Raw genomic sequence first — 23,867 nt, 5'->3', positions numbered from 1 at the left:
GTGCATTTTCTTCTGGGGTACGATTCTTTCTGGCCATATGTAATACCTCCGATGTGGTGCTTCTATTCTACACCACATCGGAGGTTTACACAAAATTTGGGATGGTCTCCGCTCTGCCGTGCTTTGCTTTCTGATGTGCTTTTTTCATGCAGGGAGAAAGGATTTCACTGTTCTCACTATCTCCAGTTTTAATAAGGCATTTTTACTGCCTCACAGTGACGTTACTCAGCAATTAAGCCGAAATGCCGCAGAGCATCCTTAATTGCCTCGACCTTTTCAGGCGGGCATGGATGATACTCATGCTTCCTCTGCTCCACAGCGTTCGGCGCTTTGTGCATATCCAATCCGACCATGCGCTTGACCTCGGCAATATATGCCGTATGAACTTTGAAGCCATACTTTTCCTGCACATACTCCTGAATGCGTTTATAGGTCGGATGCTCCTTAACCTCTCCGGTTTCCACTTCCATTCTGACCTCAACCGTCAGTGGATTTGTTTCCCGTGACAAGAGGACCATCGTCTCAACATGCTGTTCATTGTCCAAACTAATATTCATATCTTCCTCGATGATAGGCAACCGGAACTTGATGGATTTCAGCCACTGGCCATTGGGCTGACGCTCCGGGTAAATCTGAATTTCAGAGATCAGTTCCTCAATCAACTGCCGTTTCTCTCTGTCGTTCATCTTTCCATAGAGTTGATCGAAGTAGATCAGGACCTTGTAGATATTATCGCCGGTCAGCTTTTCTGCCTCAATGGCCTGTTTCTTGACTCTGGCTGCAATCAGCAGGGATTCTAATTCTTCAATTTTATCATACATCCCATAGAGCCGATCATCAAGGTCTGATTTCCGCCTGCTGTAATGCCGGTCGTCTGGGTCAAGAGAGTCGATTTCTTCAATCAGCTTGGATTTGGTGGAATAAGCCTGACGAAGCTGCTTTTCATAGTTGCTGATTTCCTGCTCAATCGCCGTGGTATCGACTTTCATGTTGATCTTTTCCTGCATCATCGCCGCAAATTTGGGATTGCTGACCAGCTTACAGATTACCTCCGCTACAGCATCGTCCAGCAGCTCTTTCCGAATTTGCTTCTTGTAATCGCATTTATGCCCACGGGTCATAGAGCGATGTTTGCAGCCATAGTAGTAGAAATCCTTGTATTTGCTGCCGTCCGCTTTCCGTTTCACGCACTTATTACCATACATTCCAACACCGCATACGGGACACTTTACAATGCCGGACAACAGGTGAGTGCATTCGTTTTTCCCTTTGTTGACGTGTTCATACCGTTTGGCTTGAGCAGCCAACTTGACCTGTGCTGCCTGCCATACATCCTCCGGGATAATGGCCTCATGCAGACCATCCACCAACAAAAAGTTTTCTTGTTCTACCAAACGGTACTCGTTTCTGGTTCCATGCACCTTTTCGGTTTTTCGCCTGCCATAGGCAATCTTGCCGCAGTAAACCGGATTTTTCAGAATCATGCGGATCAGACGGGCATCAAAAAGAGGATTTTTCCCGTTCTGGCGTTGGACTTTGCTAATCCCATGATTTTCAAGATATTTTGCGATCCCATTTGCGCCGGAATCGGTTGTAACATACTGCTCATAGATGGTGCGAATCGCCGGAGCTTCCTCCTCGTTGATTTGCAGCTTGCCATCCACCAGTTTATAGCCGTAGGGGGCAAAGCCGCCATTCCACTTGCCCTCTCTGGCCTTTTGGATACGACCTTCCATGGTTTGGACACGGATGTTTTCACGCTCAATTTCTGCCACTGCCGATAGGACGGAGATCATCAGCTTTCCTGCATCTTTGGAGGAATCAATACCATCCTCCACGCAGATCAGGTTGACACCAAAATCCTGCATGACCTGTAAGGTGGAAAGGACATCCGCCGCATTTCTACCAAAACGGGACAGCTTGAATACTAGAACAAAGGAAACGCCGTCCTTGCCGGTTTTAATGTCCTCCATCATCTGGTTAAACTGCGTACGGCCTTCAATCGATTTACCGGATTTTCCCGCATCCTCATATTCGTGAGCAATTTCATAATCATTGAATTCTGCAAAGGCTTTCATGCGGGATTTCTGGGCATCCAGCGAGTAGCCGTCAATCTGCATAGCGGTAGACACTCGCGTATGCCCCAAGATTCACGATTGCAAACGCTCCTGTTCAGATGCAGGAATATCTCTTGCGGTTGTTTGCTGGTGGCTATAACACCTTGTATGACTCGGCCACAAGCTGGATTGAACCTACAGACCAGGCTCTTTTTGATGCTGTAGATGCACTCGAAGAGAACAATGTGACGGTTACTGATGAGGAGTTTATTGACTTTTTTAATGCGTGGATACTATCAATTTGCGATATGTCTACAGCTATCGGCCATACAATTAGTGACACAATTCGGTTGAAAGTCCGCCCCAATTACGGTGGCTACGGGCTTGATAAGGATTGGGGATTCTCAAAAACTATCCGCGAGATCATGGAATGGCATGACGGGAACGAAACTGAGATGGCGTGGAAACGAGTGTTAAAGGAAGAATTTCTTGATTCGGCGCAGCCTGATAATGGGAAATTATATATTGATCTCTCTAGAGTAAAACCACGTTTTGATACTTCTCATGTATGGTACAAATGTGAACAATGCCGTACAAAAGATTCTTGACAGCATTCAATAAAATAGGCTGATTACATGCCAAAATAATAAGCGCAGCTCACCAATTATTATTGATTGGTGGGCTGCGCTATATTTTTTCTTGGAGTAAAGGGTAATTGTGTCTACATCTCAAATCATTTGAAAATGCTTTAGTGCATCCATAATTGCCGCTTCTTTTTCCGGCGGACACTGTGGCACTTTCGCGTCTTCTTTCTTTGACAGATTATAATTCTGTCCCACATCTAGCCCGCACTTCCGCTTGACCTGGGAGATATACAGGCTGGACACCTTCAGACCGTGCTTTTCCAACACATAGGCTTTGATCTCATCATAGGTGGCCTTGCTCTCCGCAGCGGTCAAATCCAGTTCGTCCAGATTCAACTCCACCTCGATATGCTGCTTGGCATTGAGTTTGGACAAAAGCACTACCGTCTCCACATGCTTCGTCCCGGGGAACATGTCCACTGCCGCGGCGCGGACGGCCTGATACCCCAGACCGGCGAAGATCTTCACATCACGGCCTAGGGTGGCGGGATCGCAGGAGACGTACACCACCCGCGACGGCCCCATGGCCGCCACGGAGGCGATGACCTCCGGCGCCAGGCCCTTTCTGGGCGGGTCCACGGTGATGACGTCCGGCCGAAGACCGTCCTTCTCCAGCTTCGCCGCGATGTCCGCCGCGTCGCCGCAGAAAAACTCCGCGTTCCCGATATGGTTCCGGACGGCGTTCTCCTCCGCGTCCCGGATGGCCGCCGGAACGATCTCCGCCCCGATGACCTTTTTGGCCTTACCGGCCATGCAAAGCGTGATGGTGCCGGTGCCGCAGTACAGGTCCAGCACCGTCTCCGCCCCCGTCAGGCCCGCGAATTCCAGCGCCTTGCCGTACAGCACCTCCGCCTGGTCCCGGTTCACCTGATAGAACGACGGCACCGACAGCTTGAAGGTCAGGCCGCAGAGGGTGTCCATGAGACAGCTCTCTCCCCACAGCGTCCGGTACTTCTCCCCCAGGATCACATTGCCCGGCCGGGTGTTGGTGCCCAGCACCACGCCCACAGTCTTCGGCGCCGCCGCCCGAACGTAGGCCGCCAGCTCCGGTTCCCGGGGCAGCTGCTTCCCGTTGGCCAGAACGCAGCACAGAGTCTCCCCCTTCCGGTTGGTGCGGACGTAGACGTGGCGGATCAGGCCTTTGCCCGTCCGCTCGTCATAGGCGGGGACCTTGTAGCGGCGCATCCACTCTCCCACCGCCCGGGCGGTGGCGTCGCTCTGCTCCGTCTGGATCATGCACCGGTCCACCGCCACCACCGCGTGGGTGCGGCCCTTGTAGAAGCCGATAGAGCCGTCCGCGCCCACGGGATACTGGCTCTTGTTCCGGTAGTGGAGGGGATTCTTCGCGCCCAGGATCTCCTCCACCTGGAGGTCCGTGCCGCCAAGACGGGTCAGGGCGTCCTGGACCCGCTGCCGCTTGGCCCACAGCTCCTCCGCATAGCTGAGATGCTGGAAATCGCAGCCGCCGCAGACGCCGAAATACGGACACTCCGGCTTCGTCCGCTCCGGGGAAGACTTTTTGATCTTCACGATCTCCCCCGCGGCGGCGGTCTTCATCACCTTGGTGATCCTCAGGTCGATGATCTCCCCCCGGACGGCACGGGGCACGAACACCACCGCACCGTCCAGCCGGACGATGCCCAGGCCTTCGCTGGAGTAGCCCTCCACGGTGCCGGTATAAACTTTGTTGAGCTGTAACTTTTCCATAGTGATTCCTTACGATCGAGATAGATTTTGTTGTTCGCGGTTCCGAAAAATGGGCCCCGTGCCGGGGCGCGGGGATGGTACCGGGGAAGCCCGGCGGCTTTGCGAGGTCCCTCGCGGGGGTGCAGAGGTGCCCCCGTTCCGGGCGCGGGAAGTGCGACAAAGGCCGCAGCTTCAAAACCCCCTTTCTCTTTTCGGTTGCGCCGAAAAGAGAAAGCGCCTTTTGATGGTGTCAAGAGAAAAGACGCTGGCGGCGGCATTCCGGGCTTCGCCCGGAATGCTCGCAGCGCCTGTTACGGGGGTTTTGGACTGGTGGAAACTTACGGGCTTGGATCGCTCAACCGCATATGGTAGTTGCAAAAATTGGGGGAATTCCCGGATGCCCTTCTGCTCCTCTTTTGCTGCCGCAGTCCGGTGGTTGCGGGAGGCTGGTGCTGGGGGTGCTCCCGGATGCACTTTACTCCTATTTTGCTGCCGCACATCGGCAGTTGCGGGAGATTGGTGGAAAGGACATTCCGGATACCCCCTGTTTCTTTCAGAGCTACCAGTCCCTCATAGTCCGGACGCCGCTCTCCGCCCTCGTAATGTTGGTAGGAGCGGAGCTGCATTCCCAGCCGTTCCGTCATCTCCCGCCGCTTGACTTCTCGGTTCTCAATTCCCGCAATCTTTCCCTAAATTGTATCACAAATTACCTGCTTCTCCAGGAAGGCCGGCCCGCTGGCATCACCACAAATACGGCCGGACCGGCCCCGGAAAACGGATTCCATGCTCCGGGATCGCTTACGCCTCCCATTTCTCCAGCAGCAGGCGCAGCTGATCCGCGAATTTGGCAAGGCTCTTGTTGTCCCGGCCCTTGGAGCGCTTGATGGACTCCATGACCATCTGGCCCACAGCCACCAGCCGCTCGTAGGCGGAACTGGTCTTGGCGCCGCCTACGGCCTTGACCTTCCGCTCCGGCAGATAGCCCGGCGCCAGCTGCTTGTTTTCGATCAGGTCATAGACCTCGGTGTACTGGGGCGCGTGGGCCTCAAAGCCCATGCCCTGAATGGTCTGGGCAAAGAAGGGCGCCACCTCCCGGTCGCCGTGGACTACGAAGACATGCTGGGGCTTGGGGGCCTTGAAGTCCGCGATCCAGCTCAGCAGATGATCCCGGTCAGCGTGGGAGCTAAGGCCCTGGAAGTTGACGATCTTCGCCTGGACGGCGATGTCCTCGCCGAACAGCTTGACGCTCTGGGTGCCCTCCAGCAGATGACGGCCCAGGGTCCCCTCGCCCTGATAGCCCACGAACACCACGGTGCACTCCGGACGCCACAGGTTGTGCTTCAGATGGTGCCGGATGCGGCCCGCGTCGCACATGCCGGAGGCGGAGATGATGACCTTGGGGCTGCGGTCTTCGTTCAGGGCCTTGGACTCCTCGCTGGTCTCCGTCATCCGCAGGTTGGTGAAGTTGAACATATGGGTGCCGTCGGCCACCAGCTTCAGGGCGTCGTCGTCCAGATAGCCGTGGAGGTCGCCGGTGAAAATGGTGGTGGCCTTCTTGGCCAGCGGGGAGTCGATGTACACCGGGAAGTCCGGGTTGGACTTCACCAGTCCCGCGTCCTTGATCTCCCGGATGAAGTACAGCAACTCCTGGGTGCGGCCCACGGCGAAGGAGGGGATGATGACGTTTCCGCCCTTGGCCATGGTCTCGTCGATGATCCGCGCCAAATCGTCGGTATAGCTCCAGACCTCCGTGTGGTTCCGGTCGCCGTAGGTGGACTCCATCACCACGTAGTCCGCGCCGGAGAAGTGGACCGGATCCCGGATGATGGGCTGCTTGATGTTGCCCAGGTCGCCGGAGAAGACGATGCGCTTTTTCACGCCGTTCTCCGTCAGGTCCATGGCGATGCAGGCGGAGCCCAGCAGATGGCCGGCGTCCACGAACTCCACTTCCACGCCCTCGCACAGATCAACGGTCTGGCCGTACTCGCAGGTGGTCAGGAACTCCTTCACCCGCTGGGCGTCCTCGATGGTGTACAGCGGCTCCACATGGGGCGCGCCGGACCGCTCGCCCTTGCGGTTCTTCCACTCCGCGTCCTGCTCCTGGATGTGGGCGGAGTCCAGCAGCATGATCTCCATCAGGTTGGCGGTGAGCCGGGTGGTAAGGATCTGCCCGTGGAAGCCCTGCTTGATGAGCATGGGGATCCGGCCGCTGTGGTCGATGTGGGCGTGGGTCACCAGCACGTAGTCGATGGTGTTGGCGGCAAAGGGGAATTCGGCGTTGGACACCTCGTCCCGTCCCTGCTGCAGGCCGCAGTCGATGAGGATCTTTTTCCAGTTGACCTCAAGACAGTGGCAACTGCCGGTGACGCATTGGTCGGCACCGTAAAAACTGAGTTCCATGGAACGTCCTCCTATCGTGATTTGATGTTGGCTTGGCCTGCCGCCGCCGGACAGACCCGCTTTCTTCCGTTGTTCAGTTTATCACATTTTCTTCCGCATCACAACCGACATTTTCTCCGTTTTGTCACTCCCGTCCCCGCGCTTCCCCCGGCTCCCGCAAGGTCCGCACCGCGCAATCGGTTTTGCGGTCCGCGATTTTCCAATTTGTGAACTTTTTATAAGAATCTACGTTTTTTCTTTGCATTCCGCGGAGAGTTGTGTTATGCTACACTTGTTTTGGTATGGCCACTTATTTTATAAAAGCAATTGCATCCGCGGAGCGCCTCTCCGGCGCTGCGGCGGATTTTGAGAAAGGATGTTTTCAAATACCATGGGTCTGATGAAGAAACTGTTTGGCGATTACAGCTCCCGGGAGCTGAAATCCATCTACCCCATTGTGGACAAGATCGAGGCCTTGGGCGACGAGTACAAGGCCATGAGCGACGAACAGCTCCGGGGCAAGACTGCGGAGTTCAAGGAGCGTCTCCGGAACGGTGAGACGCTGGACGATATCCTGCCGGAGGCCTTCGCCACCGTGCGGGAGGCCGCTGACCGCGTGCTGGGCCTGCGGCCCTACCGGGTGCAGCTGGTGGGCGGCATCGTCCTCCACCAGGGCCGCATCGCGGAGATGAAGACCGGCGAGGGCAAGACCCTGGTGGCCACTCTCCCCGCCTATCTGAACGCCCTGACAGGCCAGGGCGTCCACATCGTCACCGTCAACGACTATCTGGCCAAGCGCGACAGCGAGTGGATGGGCAAGGTCCACCGCTTCCTGGGCCTGAAGGTGGGCCTTATTGTCCACGGCCTCACCACCAAGGAGCGGCAGGCCGCCTACGCCGCCGACATCACCTACGGCACCAACAACGAGATGGGCTTCGACTATCTCCGTGACAATATGTGCATCTACTCCACCGAGCTGGTGCAGCGGGGCCACGCCTTCGCCATCGTGGACGAGGTGGACTCCATCCTCATCGACGAGGCCCGGACCCCCCTGATCATCTCCGGCCAGGGCGACAAGTCCACCCAGCTGTACGACATGGCTGAGATGTTCGTCTCCCGCCTGAAGAAGAAGGTGGTGGCCGAGGTGGACAACAAGGAAGAGGAAGACGAGAACGAGGACGCCGACTACATCGTGGATGAGAAGGCCAAATCCGCCATGCTCACCGCCAGCGGCATCGCCAAGGCCGAGCAGTTCTTCCATCTGGACAACCTGGCCGATCCGGAGAACTCCACCCTGTCCCACCACATCAACCAGGCCATCAAGGCCCACGGTGTCATGAAGAAGGACATCGACTACGTGGTGAAGGACGGCGAAGTCATCATTGTCGACGAGTTCACCGGCCGTCTCATGTTCGGCCGCCGCTACTCCGACGGCCTCCATCAGGCCATCGAGGCCAAGGAGCACGTCAGCGTCAACTCCGAGAACAAGACCCTGGCCACCATCACCTTCCAGAACTACTTCCGCCTGTACAGCAAGCTGTCCGGTATGACCGGTACCGCCATGACCGAGCAGGAGGAGTTCGCCACCATTTACAACCTGGATATCATCGAGATCCCCACCAACAAGCCCGTTGCCCGTGAGGACCACCACGACGTGGTGTACAAGACCGAGGCGGGCAAGTACCGGGCGGTCATTGAGCAGATCAAGGAGTGCCACGCCAAGGGCCAGCCCGTCCTGGTGGGCACCGTGTCCATTGAGAAGAACGAGGCCCTGTCCAAGCTGCTGGTGCGGGAGGGCATCCACCACAATCTGCTGAACGCCAAGAACCATGAGAAAGAGGCCGAGATCGTGGCCCAGGCCGGCAAGTTCGGCGCCGTCACCGTGGCCACCAACATGGCGGGCCGCGGCACCGACATCATGCTGGGCGGCAACGCCGAGTACATGGCCACCGCCGATCTGCGGAAGGCCGGTCTCAGCGACGAACTCATCATGGAGGCCACCGGCTACGCCGAGACCGACAACCAGGAGATCCTGGACGCCCGGAAGCTGTTCGCCGACCGTCTGGCCGCCCACAAGGCGGAGATCAAGGACGAGGCCGACAAGGTCCGCGCCGCGGGCGGTCTGTTCATCATCGGCACCGAGCGCCACGACTCCCGCCGGATCGACAATCAGCTCCGTGGCCGTGCCGGCCGTCAGGGCGATCCCGGCGAGACCCGGTTCTATATCTCCCTGGAAGACGATCTGATGCGCCTGTTCGGCGGCGACCGCATCCAGAACATGATGGACAAGGTGGATCTGGACGAGGACACCCCCATCGAGAGCAAGATGTTGACCAAGGCCATTGAGAACGCCCAGACCACCGTGGAGTCCCGGAACTTCCAGTCCCGTAAGTCCGTGCTGGAGTACGACGATGTCATGAACAAGCAGCGCGAGATCATCTACAACCAGCGCCGTGAGGTTCTGGACGGCAAGGACATGAAGGAAAATGTCCTGAGCATGATGCGCACCGTTCTGTCCAACGACGTGGCCCTGGCCTTCGGCGAGGAGCAGTCCCTGGATCAGGCCGGCTTCCAGACCATGCTCCGGGGGCTGGAGGGACTGTACTTCCCCAAGGGTTCCTTCTCCTTCACTGAGGAAGAGCTGGCCGAGAAGACCCAGAACGACTTCGCCGAGATGTTCACCGAGGCCGCCGAGAAGACCTACGAGGCCAAGGAGGCCGAGATCACTCCGCAGCTGATGCGGGAGCTGGAGCGGGTCATCATGCTCCGGGTGGTGGACGAGTACTGGATGGACCACATCGACGCCATGGACGACCTGAAGCAGGGCATCCGTCTGCGTGCCTACGCCAACACCGATCCCATCATCGCCTACAAGCAGGAGTCCCTGACCATGTTTGAGGAGATGATCGCCGCCATCCAGTCCGAGACTGTCCGCCGTCTGTTCTCCGTCCGGATCAGGAAGGACGAGGAAGTCAAGCGTGAGCGGGTGGCCAAGGGTATGACCGAAAACGTGGGCGGCGACGGCACCACTCCCAAGAAGCAGCCCGTGAAGGTCAACAAGATCGGCCGCAACGACCCCTGCCCCTGCGGCAGCGGCCTGAAGTGGAAGAAGTGCACGTGCAAGGAGTACCACGACAACTGACGTTGTTCAAGGGGGAGCAGGCTCCCCCTTGAGAATCCCCCACCACCAGTGACGTCGGTCACTGGTGACGCCGCCCCCGGCGGCTGGGGTCTCGGTATTTTTCCGACGTACACGCCGCCTGAAAAATGATTATGGCAGATTCTTTTGCCCGTTGGGCAAAAGAACCGGAAAAACCTTAGGTTTTTCCTGGCCCTTTTCCTCTTGGCCGCCTGCGGCAGCTGATAGGTGGTTGCGGGGGCCTTTGCCACCTCCCTTTCTTCTCACTTTTGTCTTCCGGGCAAAAGTGAGGACGCAGGCGGTTTTTTTCCGCAGGAAAGGAGTCCTTTCATGAAAGACTATGATGGCGTTCTGGTGCTGCTGCAGGATATCAAGGACATTCTGTACGGCATTGCTCTGCTGCTGACCGGCGGCATCATGTGTCTGACCGGCCTTCTGCTGGGCGGATGGGGCATCCTGCTGCTATGCGTAGGCGTTTTCGTCTGCATTGGCGGCATCATCTATGCCCGCCGTGGGTATCATCACCATGAAGTGGAGGAGAACCCGGACTGACCCCACGGCTGCATCTTCCGGCTCCGGCAGCACTTTACAAAACATGCGCCCCCTGTTCTCCTGCCGGAGGGCAGGGGGCATATTTCTACCGGAACGGCGTATGCTGTTTTGATACGCGGCTCCGGCTTCTTCTGTCCATCTTGATTAGGAGATTTTGTCATGTCTTTTGAGATCCATCAGCAAAACGAACTGCTCTGGCTGTCCTCCCCCCTGCTGGACGGCTGTTCCGGCATCCGGCACGGCTTTTCCACCCGGAAGGGCGGCGTCTCCCTGCCGCCCTGGGATTCCCTGAACCTGCGGACCGGCTGCGGCGACGCTCCGGACGCGCTGCAGGAGAACTACCGCCGCTTCTGTGCCGCCGTCGGCACGGATGTGGAGCGGACCGTCCTGTCCCGGCAGGTCCATGAGACCACCGTCCGGGTCTGCACTGCCGCCGACGCCGGAAAGGGCCTGCTGCGGGAGCGGGACTACACCGCCGACGCCCTGGTCACCAACGAACCGGATCTGCCGCTGCTGGTCTTTTCCGCCGACTGCGGCATCATCCTGCTGTACGACCCGTCCAGCCGCTCTATCGGTGCCGTTCACGCCGGATGGCGGGGCTGTGCCGCCGGGATCGTGGAGAAGACCGTTCAGACCATGGTCCGGGAATACGGCGCCAGACCGGAGACGGTCCTGGCTGCTGTGGGGCCCTGCATCGGCCGGTGCTGTTTCGAGACCGACGGCGACGTGCCGGAGGCCATGCGGGCCGCCCTGGGCGCAGACGCGGAGGGCTGTCTGGAGCGCCGGGGCGCCAAGTACCACGTGGATCTGGCGGGTCTGAACCGCCAGTGGCTCCTGCGGGCGGGCGTCCTGCCGGAACACATTGACGTGTCCGGTCTCTGCACCGCCTGCCGGACGGACTGGTTCTGGTCCTACCGGAAGATGGGCGACGCCCGGGGTGCCCAGGCGGCCATGATCGCCCTCTCCGGACGGCAGTGAGGGCAGGCCATGAAGTTCCGAAAAGCCGCCGTTTTCCTGCTCCTGCCGGCTCTGCTCCTCAGCGGATGCACCCAGGAGCTGCCCGATGAGGGCGGCGCGCCCCTCCCCGGCGATCTGGCCGCCCTCTCCTCTCAAAAGGAGGAGCCGTCCGCCGCCCTGCCTGAGACCTTTTCCCTTCCCTACGACTCCGGCGCCGCCCTGGACCCCGTCACCTGTCCCGACGGCGCCCAACAGACTTTGGGCGCCCTGCTGTACGAGGGCCTGTTTCAGCTGGACGAAGAGCTGGAGCCCCAGTACCGGCTCTGCACCGATGCCAGCTACGACCCGGAGGCCATGACCTGGACGCTCCAGCTCCGGGAGGGCGTCACCTTCAGCGATGGCTCCTCCCTCACCGCCTCCGATGTGGCTGCCACCCTGAACCGTGCCCGCACCGCGCCCCGCTATCAGGCGCGGCTGGCCTGCGTCCAGTCGGTCCGTGCCGCCAAGGGCACGGTGGTCATCACCCTGAACCGGCCCAACACCGGCTTCACCGCCCTGCTGGATATCCCCATCGTGAAGGCCGGCACGGAGAACAACTCCGTGCCCACCGGCACCGGGCCCTATACACTGGTGTCCGACAGCGGAAATTTCTATCTGGTGCCCAACAGCAGCTGGTGGGGCAGCGGAAAACTGCCCGCCGATCGCATCGAGCTGGTGCCCTGCACCGGCTCTGACGCCCTGCGCTATCAGTTCACCTCCCACGCCGTGCAGCTCATCACCGCCGATCTGACGGATTCGGAGCCCCTCAGCGCCGCCGGCAGCTTCTCTTCCACGGACGCGGACACCACCGTGCTCCAATATATCGGCTTCAATGTCCAGCGGGAGCTGCTCAGCGATCCTGCCGTCCGCCGGGCCCTCAGTCTGGGCGTGGACCGCTCCACCGTGGCGGACGTCTATCTCTCCGGCCATGCCGTGGCCGCTCAGTTCCCCGTCTCCCCGGTATCCGCGCTGTATCCGGCGGAGCTGGAGACCGGTTACTCCTACAACGCCTTTGAGGACGCCATGACAGATGTGGGGCTCAACACCGGCGAGACCACCCGGGAGCTGACGCTGCTGGTAAACGACGACAACTCCTTCAAGGTCTCCATCGCCCGGTATCTGGCCTCCTCCCTGTCTGTCTTTGATCTGAAGTTCACGGTGGAGACTCTGCCCTGGGAGGACTATCTGACCGCCCTGGCCGCCGGGAACTATGACCTCTATTTCGCGGAGGTCCGGCTCACCGCCGACTGGGATCTGACGGCGCTGATAGGCACCGGAGGACAGCTGAACTACAGTGGCTGGTCCGATCCGGCGATGGACGAGATCCTGAGCGCCTGCGCCGCATCCCAGAACCAGGCTGCGTCCATGCGGGCGCTGTGCGCGCGGCTGTTCAGCCAGGCCCCCATCCTGCCGGTATGCTTCAAGCGCACCTCCGTCCTGACCCAGACGGGCGTGGCGGAGGGACTGTCCCCCACCGCCGCCGACCCCTTCTACAACCTGGAGGGCATTACCCTGCATCTGGCCTGAACGCCGCATGAAAACGAAGAGCGGATCGCTGTGCGGTCCGCTCTTTTTCGCGCGTCGGCGCGGTCAGATGCAGTTTTCTCAGGCCTTGGGTTGGGTGGGATCCTCCTCCGTGGGGCTGGGCACCGGATGTTCCTTGTGATCCACCATGGTACGGATCAGCTCCACCGTGCCGCCCAGGCCCAGAGCGCTGGAATCCAGGCAGAAGTCGTAGCTCTCCACTGCGCCCCACCGCTGGGCGGAATAGTACTCGTAATAGGAGGCGCGGCGCTTGTCGGTCTTGAGGATCAGCTGACGGGCCTTCTCCGGCGTCAGGTTCTGGCGCTTCGCCACCCGGGCGATCCGCACGTCCATGGGCGCATAGATGAACAGGCTCAGGCGGTTGGGATCATCCGCCAGCGCGTAGTCCGCGCAGCGGCCGATGATGACGCAGGGGCCCTGAGACGCGATCTGACGGATGGTATCGTATGTAGCGAGGTACACCTGCTGCTCCAGCGACTCTCCGGCGCCGCTGCCGGGCAGACTGAACATGTAGGAGTCCATGGCGATGGAGTACAGCAGGCTCTTGGGCTTCTCATCGAAGTTCTCGAAGATCTTCTCGCACAGGCCGCTCTTCTTCGCCGCCTCCTGCAGCAGCTCTTTATCATAGAACGGAATGCCCAGCTCCTTGGCTACCCGGATGCCGACTTCCTTGCCGCCGCTGCCGAACTGCCGTCCAATGGTGATGATGGTCTTCATCAGAATACCTCCTCTCGTTTGGTATTTTTATTATAGCGCGTTTTCAGTGAATCGTCAAATAAAATGACAGGCGGCGGACGATCGTCCGCCGTTCGGCAGCAAAAAGTCCGGACCGGACTTTTTACTGCCTTTACAATGCCTCACTTTTCTGCCCGCGCAGCGGGCCGAAAAGCTGCCGCTGCGCGGCGCAAACGCCTGCTGACGCAGGCTTTTTGCAGGCATTCGATTCCATACGAAGGGGCTCCCGCCCCCTCGTACTCCCCTTGCAAAAAAGAACTCTTTTCCTACAGACAAGGTCTTTCGACAACGCAAGGCGGCGGACGATCGTCCGCCGCCTTGTCTCAATCCTTCAGGAGCCTGGAGTAATAGGCCTCCGCCTGGTACAGCGCCGCCGCGGGGTTGTGGCCCAGCACACGGTCCTTGGTCACAAGGGTGGTGGTCAGCGCCTCCGCGTATTTGTAGAACAGGGAGTCGTGGCCCACGCACAGGCCGATGACCACGTTCAGGTCCACCTTTGCCCGGTTCAGCAGCTTTGCCTGCAAAATGGGGTTGCACATATTCTTCCCCACCTTCTGACAGTGCTCCGGGATGCCAATGGCGGTCTTGGGCTGGGCGCCCACCTTGCAGGCCACGCCGTAGACCTCGAAGCCCGCCTTCCGGAAGATGCGGGCGGCGGTGCGGGCCTCCGCCAGAAGCCCCACGCAGGTGGCGATGCCGATGCGGTGAAAGCCCATCCGGCGGGCGAACTCCATGATTTCCTCCACCCGGGTCATCTTGCAGTAGAACTCCGCCTCCACTTCCGCGGCGGATATGGCAGTCTGCCGGTTCCAGTCGTCCTCGGTGTACAGCAGCATGGCCTCCGCCAGTGCCTCCTCATCCATGTGAGTGGTCAGGCAAAAGGCCGGATTTTTGCCGTCCATCCGGCTGCAGCTCTTCACCGCGCAGTCCACGCAGCTTCCGCAGAACTCACTCATGGTTCGGCAGCTCCTTTCCCAGCCGCCTGTACATGGTCTTCTTTACCGCCCGGAGGATATTCTCATAGCCGGTGCAGCGGCACAGATGACCGGACAGGAGCTTGCGCAGCTGGTCGTCGCTGTACTCCTTTCCGCTCTCCAGGATCTCCACCGCCGTCAGGATAAAGCCCGGCGTGCAGAAGCCGCACTGGATGGCAGCCTCGTCCACGAAGGCCTGCTGGATGTCGGACAGTTCGCCGTTGGGGCCCAGCAGCCCCTCCAGCGTGCGGATGTGCTTTCCCTCCGCCCAGACCGCCAGATAGATGCAGGAGTTGAAAGCCTCGCCGTCGATGAGGACGTTGCAGGCGCCGCACTCCCCCACCTCGCAGCCCTTCTTCACGGAGGTCATTCGGAAGTCGTTGCGGAGCATGTCGGTGAGGGACGCCCGGACGTCTACCGTCCGCTCCACGTCCCGGCCGTTGAGGTTGAAATGAACCGTCTGATACTGGGTCACGTGCTTTTCCACCATCACAGCTCACCTCCCGCCAGTCTCACGGATTCGATGAACGCCCGTTTGGCGCTCTCCACGGCAATGTGCATCCGGAAGTCCCTGGCGGCACGCCAGGAGTCCCGGGGGTTGATGTCCTCCCGGACGGCGGCGGAAAAGGCCTCCGCCAGCTCCAGGCTGACGGGCTGTCCGGCGGCGGTACGCTCCGCCGTGGACGCCCGCATGGGGATGGGGCCCGCCACGCCGAAGGCCACTCTCGCCCGCTCCACCGTCTTTTTGTCGGCGGACAGGCGGACGTTGACGGAGGTGCCCAGCGTGGCGATGTCCATGGCGTTCCGCATGGCATACTTGATGTAGTGGCCGAAGGTGTTCTCATAGCTCTCCCGCGGGATGAGAATACCGGTCTGGATCTCTCCCGCCCGGATGTCCACCTTGCCCGCCCGGATGTAAAACTCCTGGATGGGCAGGCGGCGGACGCCCTCCGGCCCCGTCAGCTCAATGACGGCGTCGTAGGCGAACAGCGTGGAGGCGGAGTCGGCGGAGGTGACGCCGTTGCAGGTGTTACCGCCGATGGTGCCAATGTTCCGGATCTGGGGGCCGCCCACCTGGTCCACGGCCTCCCCCAGCACATTGACGTACTGTTGGATCAGCGGGTCCCGGGTGATGTGGGAGAAGCTGGTCAGGCTGCCGATGCGCAGCGTCCCGTCCTCCTCCAGTTTGATGCCCCGGAGTTCGTCCAGACCGTAGATGGAGATCAGCTCCGCGCCGACCCGCTTGCCCTCCCGCATCTGCACCAGCACGTCGGAGCCGCCGGCAATGATCTGGGCGTCGGGATGGGCCAGGCGCAGGGCAACCGCGTCCTGGACGCTGGATGCCTGATACAGGGCTTTCATATCATACATGGCGATTCCTCCTTCAATCCCGGATCAGTCCCGCGTCCCGGAACTCCCGGTACAGCACGTGGGGCGTGATGGGGCAGCGGTCGATGTACACGCCGGTGGCCTGGGCAATGGCGTTGCGGATGGCCGGCGCGCCGGAGCAGGCCGGCGGCTCGCCCAGGGACTTGGTGCCGAAGGGCGACGTGGGCTCCGCGTTCTCCACAAACAGAGCGTCCAGGTCCGGGTGATCCATGACGGTGGACAGCTTGTAGTCCAGCAGGTTGTTGTTCAGGGGGCGTCCGGTCTTCTCGTCGAATTTCAGCTCCTCGCTGAGTCCGTAGCCGATGGCCATGGACATGCCGCCGTGGACCTGGGCCTCCGCCAGCGCGGGGTTGATGAGACTGCCGCAGTCGTGGACGTTGACCATCCGCAGCAGCTTCACCTTGCACATGGGGATATCCACCTCCACCTCGGCGATGGAGCAGCCGAAGGAGTAGGCGTTGGACTTGATCTGGGCCGTGGTCTCGGCGGTGATGTGCTGGCTGTGCTCCAGAGAGTACAGACACTCCGTGGCCAGTTCCCCCAGGGTCTCCAGCACCCGGCCGTCAGACTTGCGGACGATGTTCCCATCCACCAGGTCCAGATTGGAAACGGGCATCCGGGTCTGCTCATGGGCCACGTTCAGGATCCTCTCCCGGAGGGCCATGGCGGTCTGCATGATGGAGAAGCCGCCGATGTAGGTCTGGCGGGAGGCGTAGGCGCCGGTGCCGAAGGGGGTCACGTCGGTGTCCTGGCTGCTGACCACGTGGACGGCGCTGAGGGGCACGCCCACGGCGTCGGCCACCATCTGGGAGAAGGCGGTGTCGCAGCCCTGGCCGATCTCCGTCTCGCCGGTCTGGAACTGGAGGGAGCCGTCCTGATTCAGCACCATCCGGCAGGAGGAGGACTCCAGGGAGATGGGCCACACCGCCGTGTTGTACCAGAACACGGCAAGGCCAATTCCTTTACGGATATCGCCGGTCTGGTGCTGGTATTCCTCGTACTTCCGGCGGTAGTCGATGGCCGCCATGGCCTTGTCCATGCACTGGTTGAAGGTGTCGCTGTACAGCTCGTTCTTGGAGAAGCCATCCTTAAAGCCCACGGGCATCAGATTCTTCCGGCGGAACTCCACCGGATCCGCGCCGATGGCCCGGCACACATCGTCGATGTGGCACTCTCCGGCGAACATGGCCTGGGGGATGCCGTAGCCCCGCATGGCGCCGGCGGTGGGACGGTTGGTGTACACCGTCCAGGCGTCGCCCTCCACGTTGGGGCAGGGATACAGCTGGGGGAAGGCACCCATGCCCTTGGCGCAGACGCCGTGGCCGTGGGAGGCGTAGGCGCCCTGATTGGAGAAGCACTCGATCTTCCGGGCGGCGAAGGTGCCGTCGGGCCGGACCCAGGAGATGATGTGGGTGCGGATGGCGTGGCGGACCCGGTTGGAGACGAAGGTCTCCTCCCGGCTGCACTCCAGCTTCACCAGACGGCCTCCCACCATCTGGGAGCACCACGCGCACAGCGGCTCGTACAGGGCGTCCTGCTTGTTGCCGAAGCCGCCGCCGATATAGGGCTTGATCAGCCGGACGCTGCCCCAGGGCAGGCCCAGGGCCTGGGCCACCACCCGCTTGGTGATGTGGGGGATCTGGGTGGAGGACACCACCACGACCTTCCCGCTCTCTTCATAGGCGTAGCACAGGTGATTCTCAATGTGGCAGTGCTGGACGGTGGGAGTGTCGTACCAGCCCTCCACCTTGATCAATCCCGGCTCCTGGCAGGCGTGTTCATAGTCGCCGTTCCGCAGGGACGTATGGGCCAGCACGTTGCCGGGATACTCCTCGTGGATCTGGGGCGCGCCGGGTTCCATGGCCTTCTGGACGTCCAGCACGAAGGGCAGCTCCTCGTACTCCACCTTGATGGCCCGGACGGCCTGGGCCGCAGCCACCTCGTTCTCCGCGATGACCACCGCCACGTCGTCGCCGTAGTAGCGCACGTGCCGGTTCAGCAGCAGCCGGTCCGCCACGTCCTGATGCTTGGGGTCCGTGGACCAGGGATGGCCCGCCGTGGGGAAGGGACGGTCCGGCGCGTCGAAGCAGGTCAGGATGCGGACCACGCCGTCGATGGCCTCCGCCTCCCCGGTGTCGATGGACTTCACGAAGCCGTGGGCGATGGTGGAGTGGAGCACCTTGGCGATGAGGGCGCTGCGGTCGCAGAGGTCATCCGTGTATTTGGCCCTGCCGGACGCCTTGTCGTAGGCATCCACGCGGGTCACGCTTTTTCCAACGCATTTGCTCATAGGGCGTGGCCTCCTTTTTCGGTCTGTTCCCCCGTTGACTGACGCGGGGGAAAACGGATATACTATCATCAATTAGGAATTAGGAATGAGGAATTAGGAATGAGGAATTTAAAGCTGGGGTGTGTGGTGATGGCCGCGGGTAATGCCCGGCGGTTCGGGGAAAACAAGCTGGCGGCCCAATGGGAGGGAAAGACGCTCATACGGCGGGCGCTGGAGGCGGTGCCGTCGGAGCTGTTCCACTCCGTTGTGGTGGTGACCCAGTATCCGGAGGTCATGGATCTGGCGGGGGAATTCTCCTTTGCCTCCATCCACAACCGGCATCCCGACTGGGGCATCAGCCACACCATCGAGCTGGGCCTGACGGCCCTGCGGGACTGCGATGCCGTGCTGTTTCAGGTGTCGGACCAGCCGCTGCTGCGGCGGGAGACGGTGGCCTCGCTGGTGCGGTTCTATCTGGCCCATCCGGACAAAATCGCGGCCCTGGGCCACAACGGCGTCCGGGGCAATCCCTGCCTGTTCCCCGCCCGGTTCTTCCCTGAGCTGATGGAGCTGAACGAGGACCATGGCGGCAGCACCGTCATCCGGCGGCATGAGGAGGACCTGATCCTCTGGGAGGTGGGTCCGGCGGTGCTCCACGACGTGGACACCCCGGCGGCGCTGGCAGAATTGGAGGGCTGATGCCCCCGCCGGGTAAGGCGCAAAATTCATTGACCGGACGGCCATGCGGAGAGCGCTGGCCGTCTTCTCTTTTGTCAGAAGAAAAACACGATGCTGATGATCAGGGCCGCCGCGTTGGCGAAGATCAGGATGGCGGACTGCTCCTTGCCCAGCCGCCGCTGGCGGAAGGCCGTCAGCAGCCACCAGAAGGGGGCGATGGTCCCCACCAGCATCTCCACCGTCAGGATGCCCGCCAGGACCGTGACCAGCTGGTTCCCCGTCTGGTCCCACAGCCCGGCGATCCCGCCCAGCAGAAACAGCACGCAGGCCACAGGCGACAGGGCGGCGCACAGCCAGCCCCGGCGGTAAAATTTCGACTGTTCCATCTTCCGTCCTCACTTTCTGGCGTAGGGGGTGTCCTCCAGGGGAAGGACGGTGCGGAACTTGCCGTCGTAACGGAAATAGGCGTCCGCGATGGCCGGTGCCGTGGGAATGGAGGTGATCTCTCCGATGCCGATGGCGCCTCGGGCCACGTTCAGCCCCTCCTTCTCGATGATGATGGGCGTGATCTCCGGGATCTGATTGGCCCGGAACAGGCCCAGCGTGCCGTATTTGGCGGTGGGTTTGCAGTCCGTCAGGGGATACCGCTCCGTCAGGGCGTAGCCCATGGACATCACCACGCCGCCCTGGATCTGACCCTCAATGGAGGTGGGGTTCACCGCCTTGCCCACGTCGTGGGCCGCCACGATCTGCTGGATCTTTCCGTCCTCATCGAGGATGCAGATCTGGGTGGCGTAGCCGTAGGCGATGTGGCTGACGGGATTGGGCACCTTGGCCCCCAGCGGGTCCGTCTTGCCCAGGTACTCGCCGTAGAACTCCTGATCTTCCAGTTCTGTCAAGGAATTCTCCTTTAATGCTTTCCGCAGGCCCTCACAGGCCCGGCGGCAGGCCTCGCCGGCGAACAGCGTCTGCCGGGAGCCGGAGGTGGTACCCGCGTCCGGGGCGCACCAGGTGTTGGACCGCTCGTAGACCACGTTCTCATGGGACACGCCGGTCTCGCCGCAGACCATCTGGGTCAGGACGGTGCCCAGCCCCTGTCCGATGCAGGAGGCACCTGCGAAGATATGGACCTTGCCGTCCCGGATCACCAGACGGCACCGGCCCGTGTCCGGGATACCCACGCCCACGCCGGCGTTTTTCATGGCGCAGGCGATGCCTACGTATTTCGCCTGGTCGTAATAAGGCTTCACCGCCTCCAGCGTCTCCGCGAGGCCCGTGGAGCCGTCCACGATCTGGCCGTTGGGCAGCTCCTGCCCGGGGCGGATGGCGTTGCGCCACCGGATCTCCCACGGGGAGATGCCCACGATGTCGGCCATCTGGTTCAGCAAGCTCTCAATGCAGAAGCAGGTCTGGGTGACGCCGAAGCCCCGGAAGGCCCCGGCTGGGGGATTGTTGGTGTAATAGGCCCAGCCGTCGATCTCGAAGTTCTGGTAGTTGTAGGGCCCCGCCGCATGGGTGCAGGCCCGCTCCAGCACCGGCCCGCCCAGAGAGGCGTAGGCCCCGGTGTCCGCAATGACCTCCGCCGCCACGCCTTGGATGATGCCGTTCTCGTCGCAGCCCAGGGAGAACTCCATCTCCATAGGATGGCGCTTGGGGTGGATCAGGATGCTCTCGGCCCGGGTGAGCTTCACCTTCACCGGCCGCTTCGTCAGATATGCGATGAGGGCGGCGTGGTGCTGGACGGTGACGTCCTCCTTGCCGCCGAAGCCGCCGCCCACCAGACAGTTCCGGACCTTCACCTGTTCCGCGGGCAGGCCCAGCATCCCCATGATCTCATGCTGAGTGTCGTAGGCTCCCTGGTCCGTGGACAGCACCAGGACCCCATCCCCGTCGGGCATGGCCACGGCGCACTCCGGCTCCAGGAAGGCGTGCTCCGTCCAGGGCGTGGAAAACCGCTGGGTCAGCACGTGCTTCGATTTGGCGATGGCCTCCGCCGGATTGCCCCGCTGGATGTGCTTGTGGGCCAGCAGATTACCCTCTTTATGCACCAGGGGCGCGTCGGGCAGCATGGCCTCCCGGGGACTGCGGACCATGGGCAGCTCCTCGTAGTCCACCTTTACCAGCTGCTTGGCCTGGGCCAGGATCTCCGGCGTCTCGGCGGCCACCAGACAGACGGCGTCCCCCAGATAGTGGGTGGTGTCCCCCACGGCGATCATGGTGTCCCAGTCCTTTTTCAGATGGCCCACCTTGTTCTGTCCGGGGATGTCGGCGGCGGTGAACACGCCCGCCACGCCGGGCAGGGCTTCGGCCTCCTCCGTATGGATGGCCAGCACCCGGGCTCTGGGGTGCTGACTGCGGACGGCGCTGCCGTACAGCATCCCGTCCACGTAGATATCATCGGGGTACTCCCCCGTTCCCGTGACCTTTTCCCGCACGTCCACCCGGGGAACCCGCTGGCCCAGAGACCAGTCCGTGGGCGCCGGCGGGATCTCTCCTGCCCGGAGCACCTCTGCCGCCAGCAAAATGGCGTCGATGATCTTCACGTAGCCGGTGCAGCGGCAGATGTTGTTCCGGATGGCGAAGGCCGCCTCCTCCCGGCTGGGGCTGGGATTGACATCCAGCAGCCCCTTAGCGCACATCACCATGCCGGGGATGCAGAAGCCGCACTGCACTGCCCCCGCCTGTCCGAAGGCGTAGGTGTACACGTCCTTCTCAAAGTCCGTCAGGCCCTCCACGGTGAGGACGCGCTTGCCCTCCAGCTTGTCGGTCCAGGGGACGCAGGCCCTGGTGGCCTTGCCGTCCACCAGGACGGTGCAGGTGCCGCAGGCGCCCTCGCTGCATCCGTCCTTCACCGAGGTCAGCCGCAGTTCATCCCGGAGAAAGCGCAGCAGCTTCTGATTCCGCTGCGCCGTCACAGTGGTTCCATTTACGATAAACGTGGCCATGAGCAGCCCCCTTCCCCGCCGTATCCGGCGCGCCGTTCCTGTCGGGCCGCCGGAATCCGGCAAATCGCCCAAGTCGTCCAAGAGGTCGACCTTTCTTCTTTGTTCATCATACCATGATTCCGCACCGGGCGCAACCGCTCCGTCGTCCGCTGCGTTATTCTTTGTGTAAAACAGCGCTCATTCCCCCGCCGCCGGCAGCTCCCAGCCCAGCAGGAGCGCGCCGTGCCGGACGGAGACGGCAGCCTCGTCCTCCAGAATATGGTTACTGACGCCCATGGGGAAACCGTTGGCCAGCGTTCCGTCCGTCAGGGGATACTGGACGCCGGTCTCCGTGACGCCCTCCGCCCGGTCCCCTAGGGAGAACACGGACAGCAGGCCCCATTCCACCGTTTTTTTCACGGTGATGGATTCATTCTCCAGCACGGTCCAGACGAAGTCGTTATCGTAGAGGAAGCCCCGACCGCCCTGGCGGCGGAGGAACAGAAGCGTCTGAAAATTGGCCACGGTGTGGTCCAGCCGCTTTCCTCCGGTGCCGCCGTAGATATGGAACTCCGTACAGCCCCGCTCCAGGCCAAGACGGACGGCGGCCAGGGTGTCGGTGTCGTCCTTTTCCACCGGCAGGCGGCACAGCTCGGTGCCGTCCTCCGGGGCGTCCATGGAGTCGAAATCCCCCAGCACCACCGCCGGGACGATCCCCGCGGCCTGACAGGCCCGGTATCCGGCGTCGGCGGCGATGACCAGATCACCGTCGGCGGGCCGCTCCCGCAGTCCGTAAAAGGTGCCGGCGGCAAAGATGAAGCATCGGGACATGGGCTCACTTCCTTGCAAAGCATTTGTCTGATTGTACCATAAAACCGGCGGCATGGCAATCAGAGATCGCAGATGCGTTTTCTCCGGACGCGGAGAGAGGGGACGAAACCGCCCCCTCTCTCATTTGATGTTGTCCTCGCAGCAGTTATCCACCACCCGAACGCCCATTTTTTCAGACGCCACTCGGTAGAGATCGATGCAGGTGCTGTCGACCGCCGGGCAGAGCCTCTGCTCCGGGTCAATCCGCAGCTCCAGCAGGTCCTCCGGATCCGGGTGGGTTTTCCGGCTTTTCTCCGCTTTTTTCACGGTTTGATCCCCTCCGAAATGCAGTATGCGCAGCATGCGTCGGTCTATGCCGGACGGTTCCGGAGAGGCCCATGGAAATTTTCTGATTTTTTTGTAAAATAGGGGTTGACAATTTCGGTCTTTTCAGTATAATAATATCTGTTCGCTGCGGACGACAGCAAGAACAAAACAGCATAGCGGGTTTGTGTAAAGGTAGCACAGCAGACTCTGACTCTGTATGTGAGGGTTCGAATCCTTCACCCGCTGCCAGAAGAAACCTTGGAATCGCAATGGTTCCAAGGTTTTCTTTTTTCGTTTTTTGGCTTTTCCCACTTATTTCTCGCTTATGGGAATTTAACCGTTCTTGTAACGCTCAAGACATATTTTCGATGTAGGCTTACATGTGGGCGACGCTGTCATCCTTCATACGTTCTGAGATATGACCGTACACATCCAGCGTAAAGGCTGCGGCAGCATGATCCAAGTTGCCCTGTACCGTCTTGACGTCATCCCCGTTTTGGAGAGACAGTACGGCGAACGTATGCCGCAGGTCATGCACTCGTGCCGTAGGAACGCCAGAAGAATGAAACGCGTCGTCAGGCTTTTTCGAAACTGTTGATACTAAATGCGAATGAAAAAGAGACCGTACTCATTACAGGAGTACGGCCTCAGCCTGTCGAAAAAGTCGAGCATAGCTGGGCTTTTTCGCATTTATATGGTAAAATAAGCATGGGTGATGAAAGATGCTTGAACGAGGGAAGCTGGATCGTGGAATCGTAGAAAT

General features: G+C 60.8%; 17 protein-coding genes, 1 tRNA gene and 1 pseudogene. 7 read left to right on the top strand and 12 right to left on the bottom strand.

The features are described 5' to 3' along the window. Nucleotides 1–500 precede the first annotated feature (500 nt). Nucleotides 501–2,150 (bottom strand): annotated as a pseudogene (locus ACTNBU_RS09450) (recombinase family protein); the annotation flags it as partial. A 26-nt stretch (nucleotides 2,151–2,176) separates the two neighbouring features. On the opposite strand from ACTNBU_RS09450, the gene ACTNBU_RS09445 reads away from it, so the two are divergent. Next, nucleotides 2,177–2,665: a hypothetical protein gene (locus ACTNBU_RS09445; RefSeq protein ID WP_441033266.1), complete on the top strand. Its 489-nt coding sequence runs from the start codon at nucleotides 2,177–2,179 to the stop codon at nucleotides 2,663–2,665. 120 nt (nucleotides 2,666–2,785) lie between these two features. Here ACTNBU_RS09445 and rlmD read toward each other — a convergent pair whose 3' ends face one another. Together rlmD and ACTNBU_RS09435 are read right to left on the bottom strand one after the other, a co-directional pair. Next, on the bottom strand, nucleotides 2,786–4,408 hold the full coding sequence (rlmD, locus tag ACTNBU_RS09440; protein ID WP_441033263.1) for a 23S rRNA (uracil(1939)-C(5))-methyltransferase RlmD: 1,623 nt from the start codon (nucleotides 4,406–4,408) through the stop codon (nucleotides 2,786–2,788). Nucleotides 4,409–5,185: 777 nt separating this feature from the next. Further along, nucleotides 5,186–6,787, bottom strand: a complete 1,602-nt coding sequence (locus ACTNBU_RS09435) for an MBL fold metallo-hydrolase RNA specificity domain-containing protein (protein ID WP_441033260.1) — start codon at nucleotides 6,785–6,787, stop codon at nucleotides 5,186–5,188. A gap of 370 nt (nucleotides 6,788–7,157) precedes the next feature. On the opposite strand from ACTNBU_RS09435, the gene secA reads away from it, so the two are divergent. From secA to ACTNBU_RS09415, 4 genes are all read left to right on the top strand, one after another. Then, on the top strand, nucleotides 7,158–9,908 hold the full coding sequence (gene secA / locus ACTNBU_RS09430; RefSeq protein WP_441033257.1) for a preprotein translocase subunit SecA: 2,751 nt from the start codon (nucleotides 7,158–7,160) through the stop codon (nucleotides 9,906–9,908). Nucleotides 9,909–10,235: 327 nt separating this feature from the next. Beyond that, nucleotides 10,236–10,457, top strand: a complete 222-nt coding sequence (locus ACTNBU_RS09425) for a hypothetical protein (RefSeq protein ID WP_441033254.1) — start codon at nucleotides 10,236–10,238, stop codon at nucleotides 10,455–10,457. Between the two features lie 159 nt (nucleotides 10,458–10,616). Beyond that, on the top strand, nucleotides 10,617–11,435 hold the full coding sequence (gene pgeF, locus ACTNBU_RS09420; protein ID WP_441033251.1) for a peptidoglycan editing factor PgeF: 819 nt from the start codon (nucleotides 10,617–10,619) through the stop codon (nucleotides 11,433–11,435). A gap of 9 nt (nucleotides 11,436–11,444) precedes the next feature. After that, entirely contained in the window at nucleotides 11,445–12,980 is a 1,536-nt protein-coding gene (locus tag ACTNBU_RS09415) for an ABC transporter substrate-binding protein (protein ID WP_441033248.1), read from the top strand. Between the two features lie 78 nt (nucleotides 12,981–13,058). Here ACTNBU_RS09415 and ACTNBU_RS09410 read toward each other — a convergent pair whose 3' ends face one another. The 5 genes from ACTNBU_RS09410 to xdhA all read right to left on the bottom strand — a co-directional run bounded on the left by ACTNBU_RS09410 (nucleotide 13,059) and on the right by xdhA (nucleotide 18,386). Next, nucleotides 13,059–13,715, bottom strand: coding sequence for an AAA family ATPase (locus tag ACTNBU_RS09410; RefSeq protein ID WP_441033245.1), 657 nt, complete (start codon nucleotides 13,713–13,715; stop codon nucleotides 13,059–13,061). A 341-nt stretch (nucleotides 13,716–14,056) separates the two neighbouring features. Further along, nucleotides 14,057–14,689 (bottom strand): DUF1847 domain-containing protein, encoded by a 633-nt coding sequence (locus ACTNBU_RS09405; protein ID WP_441033243.1) that lies wholly within the window; start codon nucleotides 14,687–14,689, stop codon nucleotides 14,057–14,059. After that, nucleotides 14,682–15,197 carry a xanthine dehydrogenase subunit XdhC gene (gene xdhC, locus ACTNBU_RS09400; RefSeq protein ID WP_441033240.1) on the bottom strand — a complete coding sequence of 172 codons (516 nt, stop codon included), beginning with the start codon at nucleotides 15,195–15,197 and terminating at the stop codon, nucleotides 14,682–14,684. The genes ACTNBU_RS09405 and xdhC overlap by 8 nt, the downstream gene beginning before the upstream one ends. Beyond that, complete coding sequence (gene xdhB / locus ACTNBU_RS09395) at nucleotides 15,197–16,078, bottom strand: xanthine dehydrogenase subunit XdhB (RefSeq protein WP_441033238.1); 882 nt, start codon at nucleotides 16,076–16,078, stop codon at nucleotides 15,197–15,199. Before xdhB ends, xdhC begins: the two co-directional genes overlap by 1 nt. Nucleotides 16,079–16,091: 13 nt before the next feature. Beyond that, nucleotides 16,092–18,386, bottom strand: a complete 2,295-nt coding sequence (xdhA, locus tag ACTNBU_RS09390; protein ID WP_441033235.1) for a xanthine dehydrogenase subunit XdhA — start codon at nucleotides 18,384–18,386, stop codon at nucleotides 16,092–16,094. Nucleotides 18,387–18,485: 99 nt separating this feature from the next. Here xdhA and ACTNBU_RS09385 point away from each other — a divergent pair, with 99 nt between their 5' ends. Further along, nucleotides 18,486–19,064: a nucleotidyltransferase family protein gene (locus ACTNBU_RS09385; RefSeq protein WP_441033232.1), complete on the top strand. Its 579-nt coding sequence runs from the start codon at nucleotides 18,486–18,488 to the stop codon at nucleotides 19,062–19,064. A gap of 74 nt (nucleotides 19,065–19,138) precedes the next feature. Here ACTNBU_RS09385 and ACTNBU_RS09380 read toward each other — a convergent pair whose 3' ends face one another. The 4 genes from ACTNBU_RS09380 to ACTNBU_RS09365 all read right to left on the bottom strand — a co-directional run bounded on the left by ACTNBU_RS09380 (nucleotide 19,139) and on the right by ACTNBU_RS09365 (nucleotide 23,140). Then, nucleotides 19,139–19,429 (bottom strand): hypothetical protein, encoded by a 291-nt coding sequence (locus ACTNBU_RS09380; protein ID WP_441033229.1) that lies wholly within the window; start codon nucleotides 19,427–19,429, stop codon nucleotides 19,139–19,141. 9 nt (nucleotides 19,430–19,438) lie between these two features. Beyond that, the gene (xdh, locus tag ACTNBU_RS09375) at nucleotides 19,439–21,988 is read right to left on the bottom strand and encodes a selenium-dependent xanthine dehydrogenase (RefSeq protein ID WP_441033227.1); all 2,550 of its coding nucleotides are present in this window, start codon (nucleotides 21,986–21,988) and stop codon (nucleotides 19,439–19,441) included. A gap of 177 nt (nucleotides 21,989–22,165) precedes the next feature. Then, complete coding sequence (locus ACTNBU_RS09370) at nucleotides 22,166–22,798, bottom strand: thiamine diphosphokinase (RefSeq protein ID WP_441033224.1); 633 nt, start codon at nucleotides 22,796–22,798, stop codon at nucleotides 22,166–22,168. Nucleotides 22,799–22,918: 120 nt separating this feature from the next. Beyond that, on the bottom strand, nucleotides 22,919–23,140 hold the full coding sequence (locus ACTNBU_RS09365) for a hypothetical protein (RefSeq protein ID WP_441033222.1): 222 nt from the start codon (nucleotides 23,138–23,140) through the stop codon (nucleotides 22,919–22,921). 139 nt (nucleotides 23,141–23,279) lie between these two features. On the opposite strand from ACTNBU_RS09365, the gene ACTNBU_RS09360 reads away from it, so the two are divergent. Beyond that, nucleotides 23,280–23,353, top strand: a tRNA-Gln gene (locus ACTNBU_RS09360). Nucleotides 23,354–23,867 lie beyond the last annotated feature (514 nt).

Origin of the sequence: Dysosmobacter sp. HCP28S3_G4, from assembly GCF_052065175.1 — a bacterium.
Lineage (GTDB): Bacteria > Bacillota > Clostridia > Oscillospirales > Oscillospiraceae > Oscillibacter.
Note: the sequence above shows the minus strand (reverse complement) of the source record. Positions and strands in the feature narration are given on the sequence as shown.

Excerpts from the sequence above, each read along its gene's own strand:
- ACTNBU_RS09410 (WP_441033245.1), bottom strand. The coding sequence starts at position 13,715 with ATGAAGACCATCATCACCATTGGACGGCAGTTCGGCAGCGGCGGCAAG.
- xdh (WP_441033227.1), bottom strand. The coding sequence starts at position 21,988 with ATGGCCACGTTTATCGTAAATGGAACCACTGTGACGGCGCAGCGGAAT.
- pgeF (WP_441033251.1), top strand. The coding sequence starts at position 10,617 with ATGTCTTTTGAGATCCATCAGCAAAACGAACTGCTCTGGCTGTCCTCC.
- ACTNBU_RS09380 (WP_441033229.1), bottom strand. The coding sequence starts at position 19,429 with ATGGAACAGTCGAAATTTTACCGCCGGGGCTGGCTGTGCGCCGCCCTG.
- xdhB (WP_441033238.1), bottom strand. The coding sequence starts at position 16,078 with ATGTATGATATGAAAGCCCTGTATCAGGCATCCAGCGTCCAGGACGCG.
- ACTNBU_RS09405 (WP_441033243.1), bottom strand. The coding sequence starts at position 14,689 with ATGAGTGAGTTCTGCGGAAGCTGCGTGGACTGCGCGGTGAAGAGCTGC.
- rlmD (WP_441033263.1), bottom strand. The coding sequence starts at position 4,408 with ATGGAAAAGTTACAGCTCAACAAAGTTTATACCGGCACCGTGGAGGGC.
- ACTNBU_RS09415 (WP_441033248.1), top strand. The coding sequence starts at position 11,445 with ATGAAGTTCCGAAAAGCCGCCGTTTTCCTGCTCCTGCCGGCTCTGCTC.
- ACTNBU_RS09425 (WP_441033254.1), top strand. The coding sequence starts at position 10,236 with ATGAAAGACTATGATGGCGTTCTGGTGCTGCTGCAGGATATCAAGGAC.
- ACTNBU_RS09445 (WP_441033266.1), top strand. The coding sequence starts at position 2,177 with ATGCAGGAATATCTCTTGCGGTTGTTTGCTGGTGGCTATAACACCTTG.
- secA (WP_441033257.1), top strand. The coding sequence starts at position 7,158 with ATGGGTCTGATGAAGAAACTGTTTGGCGATTACAGCTCCCGGGAGCTG.
- xdhC (WP_441033240.1), bottom strand. The coding sequence starts at position 15,197 with ATGGTGGAAAAGCACGTGACCCAGTATCAGACGGTTCATTTCAACCTC.
- ACTNBU_RS09385 (WP_441033232.1), top strand. The coding sequence starts at position 18,486 with ATGAGGAATTTAAAGCTGGGGTGTGTGGTGATGGCCGCGGGTAATGCC.
- ACTNBU_RS09370 (WP_441033224.1), bottom strand. The coding sequence starts at position 22,798 with ATGTCCCGATGCTTCATCTTTGCCGCCGGCACCTTTTACGGACTGCGG.
- xdhA (WP_441033235.1), bottom strand. The coding sequence starts at position 18,386 with ATGAGCAAATGCGTTGGAAAAAGCGTGACCCGCGTGGATGCCTACGAC.
- ACTNBU_RS09435 (WP_441033260.1), bottom strand. The coding sequence starts at position 6,787 with ATGGAACTCAGTTTTTACGGTGCCGACCAATGCGTCACCGGCAGTTGC.
- ACTNBU_RS09365 (WP_441033222.1), bottom strand. The coding sequence starts at position 23,140 with ATGCTGCGCATACTGCATTTCGGAGGGGATCAAACCGTGAAAAAAGCG.